The organism is Caballeronia sp. NCF2, assembly GCF_023631205.1.
In the GTDB taxonomy this organism is placed as follows: Bacteria; Pseudomonadota; Gammaproteobacteria; order Burkholderiales; family Burkholderiaceae; genus Caballeronia; species Caballeronia zhejiangensis.
Map to the genome: position 1 here is coordinate 1 of NZ_JALQDN010000016.1, position 13,894 is coordinate 13,894.

Here is a 13,894-nt window from a genome sequence, read left to right on the forward strand (position 1 = left end):
CGTGAGAGCAAAATCCTTGGATAGATACGACATCTGTATTTAGCCGGTGGTACGACATTTCAATTTTGCTTTGACATTTGATGTTACGCCGAATTGGAATGTCGTGTTTCGGTCATCGCGCCGGGACCGACTCGAGCGAGTTTCCCCGCCGGCACGCCACCTATAATCGAACGAGACGCGCCGCTATTTTTCAAAAATTGTCGGATTATCAACGCATTAATCAAGAATCCGAAATTTTTGTGAAAAGGCTTGCCGCCTGCGCGCCCGACGCTTCGGCGCACGCAATAATGCCGCCACCTGACTCGGCAAGCTCCCATGATCGACAGTTACCAACAGTTCCATTCCAGCCTGTATGCAGGCGAAATCGAGGCATGTTTCCGTTTTCTCGATGGTCGCTTCGCCGCCGACGGACACACCTCGGAGTACCTGCACGCGCGCGCGCTCGCGCATCTGCGAGGGGGCGATTTTCTGCGCGCCGTCGATATCGGCTGCGAGCTCACGCGCCGATCGAACACCTTCGGCTTCCAGCTTCACAGCCTGTGCGACGCGTGCGCGCATCTCGGATTGAAGGAAGTCGCGCTCAGCATGATCGAGTACGTGGGATGCAAGCCCGATGTCGCACCGATCTTCGCATTCCTGTGGCGCGTCTACGGCTGGCATTATCTCGGCTGCGACGACCGGGTTCTGGAACTGAGCGCGCAAGACGTCGACGAACATTCCGCCTATGTGCTCGGACATCATCAGGGACGCAGCGCGATGCGCCTGAACGGCATCGCGAGCGGCGTCGAACTGTTGCATCGCTATTGGTCATCGCACGAAGCGCGCCGCGTGCTGTTTCCCGATGTCGATATCGAGCATTACTGGTGCGGACAGCGGGTCCTGCCGGCGCATCTGACGATGACGTCGATCGCGTCGGGCCACGGCGATCAAGTGAACTGGGTGCGCTACGCCGGCGCGCTTCAGGCGCTGGGCGTGCAGATCGCCTACGCCGACGGCTCGGACCGGAACTATCGCTTCGCGATGCCCGACGCCGAATCCGCCCGAGACGCCGAAGCCATGCGCGCGGCCGGCTTCGCCGTCGCAACGGACGGCGCGCTGTGGACCGATCCTTTCGCGCTCTTTACCGCGCTTTTCCCGGTGCTTGGTTATGCGTCGTCGGCACGCTATATCGAGCCCGCCGATCCTTGCGCCGCCGATGCAATCGTCGATGAGATCCGCCAGCGCGCGCAGGGCCGGCGCTGCGTCGGCATTTTCTGGTCGTCGTGCGAATCGGCGAACAATTTCGCCAGCCGCAGCCTCGCCCTGCCTGATCTCGTCCCGCTTTTCGACAGCACGCCCGACATCCACTGGGTCGTCATGCAGCGCGGCTTCGAGCGCAAGCGCTGGCTGAACGCCCCGCGTTCGAACGACCTCGACCGCTTCACCACCCTCGCCTCCGACGTCACGCTAACGCAAAGCGTGAGCATCATCGACAGGCTCGATGCGTTCGTCGGCAATGATGGCGCGCTGTCGCACATCGCGGGGGCGCTCGGCAAGCCGTGCTACTTGTTTCTCAATCAGGTCGCGGAATGGCGTTACAAGCGCGATCCGCATGTCACGCCCTGGTATGCCTCGATGCGCCTGGTTCGCGCCCGCGGCCTCGGCGACTGGAACGATGTCGTGCGCAACCTGCAGGCGCTTCTGACGGCGCAAGCGCGCTGACGCGCTACACGATACGCAGTGCGAGTGTCTGCGGAATCTCGCTACGCCGCGTGAGCGCGCACGTCGGTGCATCGTGGCGCGGGCCGCGCACATAGCTTTCGAGCTGGTCGATGGCGAACTGCTGCTCTTCGATCAGATGCCGCACCATATCGCCGATCGAAATCATCCCGACGAGCCGGCCGCCCTCGATCACCGGCAGATGGCGAATCCGCTGCCGCGTCATTAGCGTCATGCATTCGTCGGCGCTCGTTCCGAGGCTGACCGACATCACCGGCGCGGTCATGATCTCGCATACGGTGGTCGTCCGCGAGACTTTGTCCTGCAGGATCACCTTGCGCGCATAGTCGCGTTCGGTGACGATGCCGCACACCGCGTCGCCCACCACGACGACGAGCGCGCCCACTTCCGCCCGCGACATCAGCGCGATCGCTTCGTACACGCTCGCTTCCGCGTCGATGGTGTGAACCGTCGTGTCGCGCTTTGCCTTCAGGACTTGCTTCACCGTTGACATTTGCCGTTCTCCTTGCTGTTTTTGCCGCCGAATTACTGCCGATGCGCGTGACGCTCGCCGATCAGTCGAAGTCGAACAGATCGCCGAGAAAGGATTTTTTGCGCCGCGCATGTTCGCGCTTGCCGCGCGAATCGCCGTAGTGGTAACCGTCCTGCCGATGCGTGCGGCGCTCGCGATCGTGTCCGCGCTCGTCCCATTCGTCGCGCCCGGACGCTTGCGCCTCCGCGAGCGACGCCTGCGCCGCGCGCCGGATGATCTGATCGAGCTCGCCGCGGTCGAGCCACACGCCGCGACAGTGCGGGCAATAGTCGATTTCGATGCCCTCGCGCACGGTCATCAGTAGTTCGGTCGCGGGACATACCGGGCATTTCATGTCGGTTCCTTTCTGATTGCTTTCAATGAAAACAATCTAGCGGAATGGTACGCGTCGAAAAATAGGAGATTTTGAGCGCGTCACTTCGAGAAAACCGAACCGGATGACGCCCTCGCACCGAATTGGTGCGCCCGTGAAGGTCTTGAATCGGAGCGACTTGCGATCCATCTCAAAACCCCGCAAGCTTTCGCCTTGACGTGACGCGCACGCACGCGCGTCGGAACCGCACAACAAAGGCGACACCATGTCCGACAAATCGATGAGCGAAGAACGCCACGGCGCCGAAACCGGCGACCTGCTGTACCTGCTGCAAGGCGCCGACGACTTCAGCCGTTTCGTGTTCCCCGACAGCGAAGCGCTGTTCAAGAGCCTCGCGCGCCAGCAGGCGCCGCATACGCTCTTCATTACCTGCGCGGACTCGCGCGTATCGCCGGAAATGATCACGCAGACGCGCCCCGGCGAGCTTTTCGTGTGCCGCAACATCGGCAACATCGTGCCGGCTTATGGCGAGATGCTCGGCGGCGTGTCGGCGGTGGTGGAATTCGCGGTGCTCGCGCTCAACGTCCGGCAGATCGTGATTTGCGGCCACTCGGATTGCGGCGCGATGAAAGGTCTCGCGTCAGGCGCGGCCATCGCCGATGAAATGCCGACGGTTCACGCATGGCTGCGCAACGCCGAAGCCGCGCGCAGCGTCGTGATGGCGCGCAAGCTGGAAGAAGAACGCATCGTCCAGGCGATGGTCGAGGAGAACATCCGCCTGCAACTGACGCATCTGCGCACGCATCCGGCGGTCGCGGGGCGGCTCGCGCTCGGCAAGCTGCAGGTGCAGGGCTGGGTGTACGACATCGGGCGCGGCAAGGTGTCGATCTACGACGAGGCCGACAGCAAGTTCGAGTCGCTCGAAGAAGCGCGTCTGCGCCTGTTGCGCAAGGACGGGCGTTGACATCGGCACGCCCGGCTTCGCGGCGAGGCGTTGCATAGCGCTTGCTACCGTGATCGATGCCCTCTTTCTCCGAGTGAAAACGTCATGCCTGTCTACGATTACCAATGCGCGGATTGCGGCGCGTTCGAAGCCGTCCGCCGCATCGCCGAGCGCGACGATCCCGCGGCCTGTCCACAATGCGGCGCGACCGCTGCGCGCGTGACGATCGGCGCGCCGAGCGTGGGCGGTTCGAGCGCATCCGCCGGCGCCGCCGAAGAAGCCGGCAGTTACGGCATGAGGCATCGCGGCGGCTGCCTCTGCTGCGGATAGGGCGCTTTGTACCGCGCGGGCACGGTCATTGCAAAGTCACCTCCCGTACGCCCCGCGCAGCGCGGGCGTATCATGCAAGACGACGGTGCGCGGCGCGCAAGGCCGCACGCAGTCGTAGGCATCGACATCGCGAGCGCGTCGTTGCAAGTCTCGCGATGATCGCGCTCAACCGTGTTCCGAACGAAAAACAGGAGGTGATAAGGATGACGATAGAGTTCAGCGGGCGCCGTCATGTCGTGGCGGCAGCGCGTGTCGCGTTCGAGGCGAAGGTGGACGGCCGCGAGGTGTGGTGCAGCATTTCCCTCGATGCGCTCAACGATCACTTCGGCAATAGCGGGACGTCGTCGCACGATCTCCTCTCCGCGTTCGAAGGCGGACGCGTGCAAATCGAAGACGCCGCCCGGCGCGCGCTCGAGCGCAACGGCGGCCAGTCGGTCGAACTGGAAACCAACGATTTCAAGGCATCGCGAGCGGTTTAGGTCTCAAGCGGCGGGCGGCGGCGCAGTGCACCGCCCGCATCAGTGGACGTAGAAACACTTCAATACGTCGAACATCCACCAGACCGGGCACGGCGTTCTGCAAAAGCCGTCGTAGCCCGCGGCGTGCAATGCATCGCGCGGATCCTGCTTGGCATCGGCGGCGAGCGCAATCAGCAACTCCACTTCGCCCTCCGTCCGATCGACGGTCAGCGCTTCGCGCAGCGTGCGCGCCGGCGCGTGGTCGTGCGCGTCGCCGATGAGCGTATCCACGAACAACACCTGCGGCCGCCAGTTGCGGATGAATTGCGACGCGGCCGCCGCATCGCCGATCTGCACGGCCTCGAAACCGCGCATCGCGAGGAGCAGCGCGAACGAATCGCCGACGTTCGATTCCGAATGCACGATCAAGACGCGCCGCGGACTGGCGAGCGCCATCGTCAGCGGATTCCAGATTTCGCACCGGTCGGTGCAGAGGTCGTACGATCGTTCTTCCATGTCGGTCCGGCACGGCGATAAGCCTCTGCCGATATCAGCAACCCAGCAAGGTTGAGGCCCGCCGCGCTTCAGCGTGCGGCCAGCAGACCGACGATGAGCCCGCCGACCGCCGCCAGCGCAATCGATTTCCAGGGATTGTCGTGCACGTAATCGTCCGTGCCCTCCTTAGCCTGCCTGTACTGCGTCGCGATGACGTCCTGCGCGCCCGCCAGCACGTCGCGCGCGCGCCGCGGCATCGGTCGCGACGGATGGTACTGACTGCCCTGTCCTGCGGCGTGCGTCGCGGCGGGCTGCGCGAGCACCGTCGGACTGTCGCCGCCTTCGAGCACATCGCCGTGCACGTGATACGGCGAATACCTTGCGGGCTTGTGCGCCTCGCCCGGCGTGAGCGGCGTCACGCTCGCGGCCTGTCCGTGCGCCATGCCGGGCGCGAGCGCCGCGTCCATCGCGCTCGCGACCGTGCGGCGCGAGAGCGGCGGATCGGCCGGATCGCCCCGGTCGCCGTTTTGCATCGACTGAATCGTGGATGCGTTGCCGTTTGCATTGTCCATGGCTTCTCTCCCGTTGACTGCGTCCATCGCGCTGCAAGAACCATCGTCCATCTTTCGATCATGCAAGAGTCGCACCGATCGGGCCTGCCAGCAACCTCGGCGTCGGCGGTCGGTCGAGCCGCGCGGCGCTTGGCAATTTTTCTCACATAACGGTGAGAAATGCTCGTTTGCGGCGGCATCGGCGCGCGCCTACGATGCGGGATTCCGGGAGCTGGGCGAGCGGGTGAATCGCGCCGCATCGTTCGTTTCACGCCGCGCCGAAACGTCGGCACGACGCACGCCGATACGATGGTTTCGCTCCCGACTTCTATCGCCAAGCCGCCATGAATCCCGTCAATCTCGCTCAACTATTCGTTCTCGCCGCGCTCTGGGGCGGCTCGTTCCTGTTCATCCGCGTCGGCGTGACCGATCTCGGCGTCGCGCCGCTGATGGCGTTGCGCGTGGGCATCGGCGCGCTGTTTCTGCTTCTGATGCTCGCGCTGCGCGGCAAGGCGCGGCCAGCCTTCTCGACGATGCGCGAACGCGCGTGGCCGCTCCTCGTCGTCGGCGTCCTCAATTCCGCCGCGCCGTTTTGTCTCTTCGCGTATGCCGAGCTGACGCTGTCGGCGGGCGTCACGTCGGTCATCAACGCGACGACGCCGCTCTGGGGCGCGATCGTCGCGTATCTGTGGTTGAGCGACCGGCTGACGCGCATGCGCGTGGCGGGACTTGCGATCGGCTTCGCGGGCGTGCTCGCGCTCGTCTGGGATCAGATGTTCGCGCACGACGCGAGCGCCGCCGCCTCCCCGATGGCGACCGCGCTGGCCGCACTCGCCGCGCTCGCCGCATCGGCTTCTTACGGCGTCGCCGCGAGTTACACGAAAAAGCATCTGATGGGCGTCGATTCGCTGACGGTCGCCGCCGGCACGATGAGCGCGGCGACGATCGTGCTTCTGCCCTTCGCGCTCTTTTTCTGGCCGGCCGGCGCCGTATCGTTGCACGCGTGGGGCGCGGTGCTCGGGCTGGGCGTCGCGTGCACGGGCCTCGCCTACATGATGTTCTTCCATCTGATCGCGGTCGCCGGGCCGGCACGCGCGATCACCGTCACGTTCCTGATTCCGATCTTCGGGATTCTGTGGGGCGCGCTCTTTCTCGCCGAGCGCGTGTCGATGGGCATGGCGGCCGCCTGCGCGATCGTGCTGGTCGGCACGGCACTCGCCACGGGCGTGATCAAGCGCGTGCCGCTCGTCGGCGCGCGCCGGTCTCAATGCGTGAAGGAAAGCAAAGCGTGATCGGCTAATGCCAGTGACGCGCGAGCGGCCCGTCCTCTCCGGCGACGGGATCGCTGCGCGGGAACGGCAGTTCTTCCATCGCGATGCGTTCCTGCTCGCTGATCGCTTCGCGGCGGATATCCCATTGCTGCCCCGGCGGATAAGCCCCGACGACCTGAAAGCGCCGTCCGGCCGTCAGCAGGCAATGGCCGGTGCCGGCAGGCAGGACGAGCGCGTCGCCGGCGCTGACCGCGATCACGCGGCCATGCGGGCCGCCGAGAATCAGTTCGGCGTCGCCCGATGCGACGCCGAGCGCCTCATGCGCGGTCGAATGGAAATGGTGATAGTCGAAGACACTGTCGCGCCACTGCGGCGGCCAGCCGTTCTGCGCGAAAAGCGATTCGAAGCGCTCGGCGCAATCGGTGGCTTTCGGGTCGATCGCGCCGCGCCACACCAGGACGGGCAGCCGCGTGTTATTTGGCACCCAGCCGTTCGGCGGCAGCATGAAATGCTCGCAGCGGGCGTGTTGCGACAGCAAGCTTGCAGTTTGCTCGGTCATGTTGCGCTTTCTCCGAAAGAGTCAGAGAAATCGCAGCAACGCACGTTCCAGTCGGAATGGACCGCGCGTCAGCGGCCGTGCCAGTGACCGCCGCCGCCGCTCGAGAAGCCGATGCCGAGCGACACCGATGGCGCCGCGTAGTAGGCCGGTCCATACGCATAGCCATAGGCAGGCGCGTAGCCATAAGCGGGCGCGGGCGCATAGCCATAAGGCGGCGCATAAACGCAGCCGCCGAGCCCCGCCGCCGCCACGAGCGCGACGGGCACGATCAGCGAGCGCGCGAGGCGCGACCGGGTTCGAGTTCGAGTTGAATTTTTCATGATGATGCCCCGTTGCCGCCGGCTTCCGGCTTACCAGTGCCGATAGCCGTAATAGCCGCCGTGATGCGCGTACCAGTCGCGGCGTCCCCAGTAGCGATAGCCATCCCAGTAGCGGTCGCCGTGCCAACCCACGACGATCGCCGGCGCGGGCGCAACCATGACCGGCGCGGGCTGATAGGCGAGGGGCGGAGGCGGCGGCGCGTACATGGGCGGCGGAGGCGGCGCATAGACGGGCGCGGGCGCGACGTACACCGGCGCTGCATAAACCGGCGCAACCGGAACCCCGAGATTGATGCCCAGGCTCACGCCCGCCACGGCGGCTTCGCAAGCGAGTCCCGCCGACAACGCGATACCGAACCCGACCAAGCCCTTGATGTTCATTTCGTCCTCGTCTGAGAAGGCCGACAAGCAGACCGCGATGCGATCCTGGATTCATATGCAGCCATGAATCCATCGTAGCCGCGCCGCGGGCGGGCTGCGTTACAACGCCTGTAACAGATGTGAATCCTGAAACGAATGTGCGAAAAGCCGATGCGACGCCGCTTCGCCCGCGCAGGTTGCGCGCTGTTGCGCCGACGTGGGATAGTTCCGGCTTCGTCAAACGGATGCCTGGACGATGGACTTGTTGCGGAGCATGAGAATCTTTGCGCGCGTGGCTGAAGCGGCCAGCTTCACCGTCGCGGCGCAGCAGATGGACATCACGACGGCGCAGGCCTCGCGCGCGGTCACCGAACTCGAAACGCATCTGCGCACGCGGCTTCTGAATCGCACGACGCGCCGCGTCGCCCTCACCGATGCCGGCAACCGTTATCTCACGCGCTGCAAGGAAGTGCTCGAACTCGTCGATCTCTCCGAGGCCGAGGCGAGCAACGCCCAGGTGTCGCCGACGGGCGTGCTGCGCATGCATGCCCCGATCACCTTCGGCCAGCACTACGTGGTGCCCGCGCTCACGCGCTATCTCGAGCAGCATCCGCAGGTGCGCGTCGAGCTTACGCTTTCGCAACATATCCCCGACATGCTCGACGAAGGCTTCGACGTCTTCCTGCAAGTCACCACGTCCGCACTGCCCGACTCCGCGCTCGTCTCCACGAAAATCTGCTCGATGCCGAGCGTGCTGTGCGCGTCGCCGGGCTATCTCAAACGGGCGGGCACGCCCCAGCGCATCGACGATCTGAAGAACCACGCGTGCCTGCAACTCGTGACGACGTTTTTCCCCGTCGACCGATGGGTCTTCGAAGGCCCGCGCGGCCACGTCGAAGTGGAGCTCGACCCGGGCCGCCTGCGCGTCAATTCCGCCGATGCGCTCGCGGTCGCGCTGTCGAACGGTCTCGGCATCGCGCCGCTGCCGATGCTCGCCGCGCTGCCGTGGCTCGACAGCGGCGCGCTCGTGCGCGTGCTGCCCGAGTGCGAACTTCAGACAATGACCATCTACGCGATGTACGCGTCCCGCCAGTATCTCGATGCGAAGATCCGCACGTGGGTCACGTTCCTGCGCGAGTTCGTCGAAGAGACGCTCGCGAGCCAGGCCGCGTGATCGTCGGATAAAACGCCGCGTTCCTAATACGAATGGCGAAGAAGAGCGCGTATGCGAAGGTTCTCTAAACGCGTAGTTGCAAGCATGCTTCGGAACACTAAACTGCTTGATGGTGCGCCTGCATCTCGTCACGACGATGCGCCGCAACAGAAAGGAGTCGGCCGACATGAACAAGACTCTGCGCGCGAGCACCGCGTTCCCCGCGCGATGGCTCTGCATCGCCACGCTCATCGTCATGGCGTGCATGTCCGCGCGCGCGGAACCGAGCGGCGCGCGCGTCGTCGCCGGTTCCGGCTCGGTGACGAGCGCGGGCGCCAGCACGATCATTCAGCAGAATAGCGGCCGCCTCGCCATCGACTGGAATTCGTTCAGCACGCGCCCTGGCGAAGCGGTCACGTTCAATCAGCCGGGCGCGAATTCGATCGCGCTGAACCGCGTCGTCGGACCGCGCCCGACGGCCTTCTTCGGCAAGCTCGACGCGAACGGCCAGGTGTTCATCGTCAATCCGAACGGCGTGATCTTCGGGCCGGGCGCGCAGGTGAACGTCGGTGGATTGCTGGCATCGACGCTCAATCTGTCGACAAGCGATTTCATGAGCGGCCACTACACCTTTTCGGGCGACGGGCGCTGGCATCGGCATCATCATCATCACGAGGACGGTGCGGCGGTCGTCAATCTCGGCACGCTCACGAGCGCGCCCGGCGGTTATGTCGCGCTGATCGGCGCGCGCGCGATCAACGCCGGCACGATCGACTCGCCCGGCGGTTTCGCGGCGCTCGCGGCGGGCGAGCGCATCGCGGTCACGCTCGGCGATCACAGCATGATCGGCTTGTCGGTGGAGCGCGGCGCGTTGCGTGCGCTCGCCGCCAATCACGGTCTGATTCAGGCCGATGGCGGTCAGGCCTGGCTCGTCGCGAGCGCCGAGGACGCGCTCCTCGCCAATGTCGTGAACAACACGGGCGTCATCCGCGCGAGAAGCGCCGTGAACCAGAACGGCGTGATCCGCCTCGTCGCGGACAAAGGCGTCGTGCAGGCCGGCGGCACGCTCGACGCATCCGCGCCGGATGGCGGCAACGGCGGCGCCATCGAAACGGCGGGCACGCAGGTGCGCGTCGCGCCGGACGCGCAGGTCACGACGGCGGCGGCATCGGGACAAACCGGAACGTGGCGCATTGCAAGCGACTTCGCCGCGCTCGTCGGCGGCGGCGATGCATTCGGACAGCGCTTCGGCACGATTCAGAGCGCGACGCTTTCGCGCGTGCTCGAATCGACCAATGTGTCGATCAGCGCCGCGTCGCCGGCGGGCTTTGCGCCGTTCGGCCTCGTGCTGATCGACGGCCCGGTCGCGTGGAGCGGCGTCAACACGCTTTCGCTCGCGGCGCAGAGCGCTATCCGCGTCGACGCGTCGATCAGCGCGCCGCGCGGCACGCTCGCGATGACGACCGCCGGCACCGCGACACAACAGGCGCCCATCCAGGCGGCCAATGTCGCCCTGCAAGGCGGCGCGGGCGCGTACCGGCTGACGAACGCGGGCAATCGCATCGGCACGCTGGCGGCGAACGCCGGTTCCGTCGACATCGCCGATAGCGCGCCGCTCACGATCGGCCGCGTCGCGGGTTTGTCGGGCGTTTCGGCGAGCGGCGCGGTCACGCTCACGGCGCCCGCGCTCACGCTCGCCGCGCCCATTGCGAGCCGCGCGAGCGGCACGGCGATCACGCTCGCCGCGGCGACCTTCGCGAACCGCGCGGGAGCGAACGCGCTTTCCGCGCCGAACGGCCGCTGGCTCGTCTACTCCGACGCACCCGAGGCCGACGCCTTCGGCGGACTGCAAAGCGGCAATCTCGCGCTCTGGGGCGATGCCTACACCGGCGGCGCCGATGCGCGCGCGGCATCGGCATCGGGCAACCGGTTCGCGTTCAATGCGCGGCAGCAGGTCACGTTGACGGCGATCAACATCGACGCGCCGTTCGAGACGCCGCGCACGCTCGGTCCGAACGACGTGACGATCGCGCTGCGCTACAACGGCGCGAACTACGGCAACGCATTCGCCGACAGCCCGGCGAACCACGAACCGTTCGTCTTCACGGTGACGAGCACCGGCGCGACGCCGGGCGCGGCGATCGGCACGTACGCGATCACGGTCACCGCGACGGGCGGCCCGACCGGGTACACGATCACGACGCAAGGCGGCACGCTGCGCATCGCGGGCACGCCGCCGCCTGCGCCGCCGTCCGTCCCCGTACAGCCGGTGATGCCGCAAGAACCGGAAACGCCCGTCACGACCGTCGCGGCGCTGCCCGGCATTCTCGATTCCGTGCGTACCGACGCGGCCAATCCCGCGCCGCTCTACAACGCGACGCCGGGCCGTCAGCCGGAGTCCGCGCCGCTCGTGCAGCAGCGCACCGATTCGACGAGCGACGGCAGCCGTCTGCCGGACGACGCATGGCCCGGTCACGTATGCCGCATGTGAGGCCCAGGCGCGTGCGACGCTTCGGGCCCCGCGAACGACGCCACAGCGTCGCGTCTCGCCGGCTCGCCGTGCTCATCGCGACGCTCGTCGCGGCGACGGCGCGCGACATGCGCGAAACGCACGCCCAGACGCTGCCGAACGCGGGCAGCATCCTGCGCGAACAGCAGCAGCAAGCGCCCGCGCCCGTCCCGCCTTCCGATCTGCGTCTGAACGTGACGCCCGCGCCCGAACCGCCGCCCGTCTCCGGCGAAACAGGAGGCATCCGCTTCGAAGTGAAAGGTTTCGCGTTCACCGGCAACACGCTTTTCCCGACGGCGGAACTGCTCGACGCCGTGCGGCCGTTCATCGGTGCGGGGCGTTCGCTCGACGATCTCGAAAGCGCCGCCGATCGCGTGAGCGCGTTCTATCGGCGGCACGGCTATCTGGTCGCGCGCGCCTATGTGCCGCCGCAGCAGATCGATGACGGCATCGTGCGTATCGCGGTGAGCGAGGGACGTTACGGTCGCATCGACATCGACAACCAGTCGCGCACGCGCGACCCCGTCATCGCGCGATTTTTCGGCGCGCTCAAACCGGGCGATGTGATCGACGAGCGCGCCCTCACCCGCGCCACGTTGCTCGCGCAGGACGCGGCCGGCACGACGGGCGCGAACGCGACGATCTCGCCGGGCCTTCTTCCCGGCACCTCCGACATGACGCTCGCCGTGCCGACCGCGCGGCCCGTTTCCGGCAGCGTGCAGGCCGACAACTACGGCCAGACGACGACCGGCACCGCGCGTCTCATCGGCGCGCTGCAATGGAACAATCCGCTCGGCATCGGCGATCAGTTGGGCGCGCGGCTGCTCGGCTCGATCACCGGGCAGTTCTACGGCAACATCGGCTACACGGTGCCGGTCGGCGGCAGCGGGTTCGCGTGGGGCGTCGGCTACACGCGCTCGACGTATTCGGTCGGCGGTCAGTTCGACGAACTCGACGCCTACGGCAGCGCCAATGTCTTCTCGACGTTCCTGAGCTACGCGCTGCTGCGCGCGCCGTCGGCGAACGTATTCGCGACGCTCGGCTACGACCACAAGCTGCTGTCGGATCATCTCGGCGCGTTCGATTCCGTCAGCGACAAGACGAGCGATGTCGGCCGGCTCGGGCTCTCGGGCAATCTGACGCTCGAAAAGAGCATCACGACGTTCGACACGGCTATCCAGCAAGGCAACCTGCGCTATAAGACGCCGCAGCCGGAACAGATCGCCGCCCAGATCGCCGGTGCGTTCACGAAGTTCGTGTTCGCCGTGACGCACACGCAGGTGATCGGCGATCAGGCCAACGGCACGCAGCTCTACCTTTCGCTCAACGGCCAGGCGACTTCGCGCAATCTCGATTCGTCCGAGCAGATCTCGCTCGGCGGCCCGTATGCCGTGCGCGCCTATGCGACCGGCGACGCGCCCGTCGACGAAGCGTATATCGCGACCATCGAACTACGGCAGACGATCAGGCAATCGCTCGTGCCGGTGCTCGTGACGCTATCGGGCTTCATCGATACCGCCGATGGGAAGATCGTCGCGCATCCGGTCGCGCCGGGCAGCGATCACGTCCGGCTTTCCGGGCTGGGCGTCGGCGCGACGTTCGCCGCGCCGCACGACTTTCTGCTGTCGATGTCGTACGCGCACACGCTCGGCTACGTGCCTTCGACGCTCGGCACCGGACACGCGAACCGCTTCTGGATCGCGCTCACGAAGTCCTTCTGAGACCGAACATGACGCGCGCCCGACACCTTCTTCTCTTCCTCTTCCTGGCGATGACCGCGCGCGCGGCGTGCGCCGAAGCGGTCGCGACGATCACCGCGCTCGTCGGCAATGTCGCGATTCAATCGGCGGGCGGCGCGCAACGCGTGGCGGCGGTCGGCGGCGACATCGACAACGGCGACACCGTGCAGACCGGCGTCGGCTCTGAAATCGTGATGATCTTCACCGACAAGCAGCGCGTGTATCTGAAGCCCGGCTCGGTGTTTCGCGTCGACGATTTTCATTACGCGGTGAACGCGCCGCAGGAAGACCGCAGCTTTCTGTCGCTCGTGAAAGGCGGATTGCGCGCGCTCGACGGGCTCGTCGCGAAGGAAGGCAAGCCGGAGAACTATCGCGTGAAGACGCCGACGTCGACCATCGGCATACGCGGCACCGAATATTCGGTCACCGATTGCGCGAATCTCGAACCGGGCGCGAACGCGGATTGCAAGGGCGATCAGATCGTCGTCTACGATGGTCAGATCGTCGTCATCAATCAGGTCGACAGGCAGATCGTGCGCGCGGGCGAAGGCGCGATCGTCGTGAGTCCGCGGCTGCCGTTCGGCGTGCTGCCGGCATCGCGCGTGACGCCGGTGGTGCCGTCGGCGGCGTGCCGTTAGCGAG

The 13,894-nt window shown here is 66.2% G+C and carries 16 protein-coding genes; 9 read left to right on the forward strand and 7 right to left on the reverse strand.

Annotated elements, in window-relative coordinates; genetic code table 11:
• Positions 1-315: 315 nt before the first annotated feature.
• Positions 316-1,701: a glycosyltransferase family 9 protein gene (locus tag NCS02_RS07560; RefSeq protein WP_250522964.1), complete on the forward strand. Its 1,386-nt coding sequence runs from the start codon at positions 316-318 to the stop codon at positions 1,699-1,701.
• A 4-nt stretch (positions 1,702-1,705) separates the two neighbouring features.
• On the opposite strand, the gene NCS02_RS07565 is transcribed toward NCS02_RS07560, so the two are convergent.
• Together NCS02_RS07565 and NCS02_RS07570 are read right to left on the reverse strand one after the other, a co-directional pair.
• Positions 1,706-2,212 carry a CBS domain-containing protein gene (locus tag NCS02_RS07565; RefSeq protein ID WP_008349614.1) on the reverse strand — a complete coding sequence of 169 codons (507 nt, stop codon included), beginning with the start codon at positions 2,210-2,212 and terminating at the stop codon, positions 1,706-1,708.
• A 61-nt stretch (positions 2,213-2,273) separates the two neighbouring features.
• Positions 2,274-2,585 (reverse strand): TFIIB-type zinc ribbon-containing protein, encoded by a 312-nt coding sequence (locus NCS02_RS07570; RefSeq protein ID WP_008349612.1) that lies wholly within the window; start codon positions 2,583-2,585, stop codon positions 2,274-2,276.
• Between the two features lie 244 nt (positions 2,586-2,829).
• Here NCS02_RS07570 and NCS02_RS07575 point away from each other — a divergent pair, with 244 nt between their 5' ends.
• The 3 genes from NCS02_RS07575 to NCS02_RS07585 all read left to right on the forward strand — a co-directional run bounded on the left by NCS02_RS07575 (position 2,830) and on the right by NCS02_RS07585 (position 4,316).
• Positions 2,830-3,528 (forward strand): carbonic anhydrase, encoded by a 699-nt coding sequence (locus NCS02_RS07575; protein WP_008349610.1) that lies wholly within the window; start codon positions 2,830-2,832, stop codon positions 3,526-3,528.
• Positions 3,529-3,612: 84 nt separating this feature from the next.
• Positions 3,613-3,837 carry an FmdB family zinc ribbon protein gene (locus NCS02_RS07580; protein WP_250518200.1) on the forward strand — a complete coding sequence of 75 codons (225 nt, stop codon included), beginning with the start codon at positions 3,613-3,615 and terminating at the stop codon, positions 3,835-3,837.
• A 203-nt stretch (positions 3,838-4,040) separates the two neighbouring features.
• Positions 4,041-4,316, forward strand: coding sequence for a DUF1488 family protein (locus NCS02_RS07585; RefSeq protein ID WP_008349606.1), 276 nt, complete (start codon positions 4,041-4,043; stop codon positions 4,314-4,316).
• A gap of 39 nt (positions 4,317-4,355) precedes the next feature.
• Here the strand turns inward: NCS02_RS07585 and NCS02_RS07590 are convergent, their stop codons facing one another.
• Both NCS02_RS07590 and NCS02_RS07595 read right to left on the reverse strand, forming a co-directional pair.
• On the reverse strand, positions 4,356-4,811 hold the full coding sequence (locus NCS02_RS07590; RefSeq protein WP_008349604.1) for a response regulator: 456 nt from the start codon (positions 4,809-4,811) through the stop codon (positions 4,356-4,358).
• A 68-nt stretch (positions 4,812-4,879) separates the two neighbouring features.
• Positions 4,880-5,362, reverse strand: coding sequence for an ElaB/YgaM/YqjD family protein (locus NCS02_RS07595; RefSeq protein WP_250434724.1), 483 nt, complete (start codon positions 5,360-5,362; stop codon positions 4,880-4,882).
• A 323-nt stretch (positions 5,363-5,685) separates the two neighbouring features.
• Between NCS02_RS07595 and NCS02_RS07600 the strand changes: the two genes are divergently transcribed.
• On the forward strand, positions 5,686-6,633 hold the full coding sequence (locus NCS02_RS07600; protein ID WP_175983158.1) for a DMT family transporter: 948 nt from the start codon (positions 5,686-5,688) through the stop codon (positions 6,631-6,633).
• A 4-nt stretch (positions 6,634-6,637) separates the two neighbouring features.
• On the opposite strand, the gene NCS02_RS07605 is transcribed toward NCS02_RS07600, so the two are convergent.
• The 3 genes from NCS02_RS07605 to NCS02_RS07615 all read right to left on the reverse strand — a co-directional run bounded on the left by NCS02_RS07605 (position 6,638) and on the right by NCS02_RS07615 (position 7,872).
• Positions 6,638-7,171, reverse strand: a complete 534-nt coding sequence (locus NCS02_RS07605; protein WP_250518201.1) for a cupin domain-containing protein — start codon at positions 7,169-7,171, stop codon at positions 6,638-6,640.
• Between the two features lie 68 nt (positions 7,172-7,239).
• A complete protein-coding gene (locus NCS02_RS07610) occupies positions 7,240-7,491 on the reverse strand; it encodes a hypothetical protein (RefSeq protein WP_250522965.1) in 252 nt (83 codons plus the stop codon).
• Positions 7,492-7,521: 30 nt separating this feature from the next.
• Entirely contained in the window at positions 7,522-7,872 is a 351-nt protein-coding gene (locus NCS02_RS07615) for a hypothetical protein (protein ID WP_250518202.1), read from the reverse strand.
• A gap of 235 nt (positions 7,873-8,107) precedes the next feature.
• Between NCS02_RS07615 and NCS02_RS07620 the strand changes: the two genes are divergently transcribed.
• From NCS02_RS07620 to NCS02_RS07635, 4 genes are all read left to right on the forward strand, one after another.
• Positions 8,108-9,025 carry a LysR family transcriptional regulator gene (locus NCS02_RS07620; protein WP_008349593.1) on the forward strand — a complete coding sequence of 306 codons (918 nt, stop codon included), beginning with the start codon at positions 8,108-8,110 and terminating at the stop codon, positions 9,023-9,025.
• A gap of 166 nt (positions 9,026-9,191) precedes the next feature.
• Entirely contained in the window at positions 9,192-11,495 is a 2,304-nt protein-coding gene (locus tag NCS02_RS07625; protein WP_250518203.1) for a two-partner secretion domain-containing protein, read from the forward strand.
• Positions 11,496-11,506: 11 nt separating this feature from the next.
• Complete coding sequence (locus NCS02_RS07630) at positions 11,507-13,234, forward strand: ShlB/FhaC/HecB family hemolysin secretion/activation protein (RefSeq protein ID WP_250522966.1); 1,728 nt, start codon at positions 11,507-11,509, stop codon at positions 13,232-13,234.
• A gap of 8 nt (positions 13,235-13,242) precedes the next feature.
• Positions 13,243-13,890: a FecR family protein gene (locus NCS02_RS07635; protein ID WP_250518205.1), complete on the forward strand. Its 648-nt coding sequence runs from the start codon at positions 13,243-13,245 to the stop codon at positions 13,888-13,890.
• Positions 13,891-13,894 lie beyond the last annotated feature (4 nt).

Excerpts from the sequence above, each read along its gene's own strand:
- NCS02_RS07560 (WP_250522964.1), top strand. The coding sequence starts at position 316 with ATGATCGACAGTTACCAACAGTTCCATTCCAGCCTGTATGCAGGCGAA.
- NCS02_RS07565 (WP_008349614.1), bottom strand. The coding sequence starts at position 2,212 with ATGTCAACGGTGAAGCAAGTCCTGAAGGCAAAGCGCGACACGACGGTT.
- NCS02_RS07570 (WP_008349612.1), bottom strand. The coding sequence starts at position 2,585 with ATGAAATGCCCGGTATGTCCCGCGACCGAACTACTGATGACCGTGCGC.
- NCS02_RS07575 (WP_008349610.1), top strand. The coding sequence starts at position 2,830 with ATGTCCGACAAATCGATGAGCGAAGAACGCCACGGCGCCGAAACCGGC.
- NCS02_RS07580 (WP_250518200.1), top strand. The coding sequence starts at position 3,613 with ATGCCTGTCTACGATTACCAATGCGCGGATTGCGGCGCGTTCGAAGCC.
- NCS02_RS07585 (WP_008349606.1), top strand. The coding sequence starts at position 4,041 with ATGACGATAGAGTTCAGCGGGCGCCGTCATGTCGTGGCGGCAGCGCGT.
- NCS02_RS07590 (WP_008349604.1), bottom strand. The coding sequence starts at position 4,811 with ATGGAAGAACGATCGTACGACCTCTGCACCGACCGGTGCGAAATCTGG.
- NCS02_RS07595 (WP_250434724.1), bottom strand. The coding sequence starts at position 5,362 with ATGGACAATGCAAACGGCAACGCATCCACGATTCAGTCGATGCAAAAC.
- NCS02_RS07600 (WP_175983158.1), top strand. The coding sequence starts at position 5,686 with ATGAATCCCGTCAATCTCGCTCAACTATTCGTTCTCGCCGCGCTCTGG.
- NCS02_RS07605 (WP_250518201.1), bottom strand. The coding sequence starts at position 7,171 with ATGACCGAGCAAACTGCAAGCTTGCTGTCGCAACACGCCCGCTGCGAG.
- NCS02_RS07610 (WP_250522965.1), bottom strand. The coding sequence starts at position 7,491 with ATGAAAAATTCAACTCGAACTCGAACCCGGTCGCGCCTCGCGCGCTCG.
- NCS02_RS07615 (WP_250518202.1), bottom strand. The coding sequence starts at position 7,872 with ATGAACATCAAGGGCTTGGTCGGGTTCGGTATCGCGTTGTCGGCGGGA.
- NCS02_RS07620 (WP_008349593.1), top strand. The coding sequence starts at position 8,108 with ATGGACTTGTTGCGGAGCATGAGAATCTTTGCGCGCGTGGCTGAAGCG.
- NCS02_RS07625 (WP_250518203.1), top strand. The coding sequence starts at position 9,192 with ATGAACAAGACTCTGCGCGCGAGCACCGCGTTCCCCGCGCGATGGCTC.
- NCS02_RS07635 (WP_250518205.1), top strand. The coding sequence starts at position 13,243 with ATGACGCGCGCCCGACACCTTCTTCTCTTCCTCTTCCTGGCGATGACC.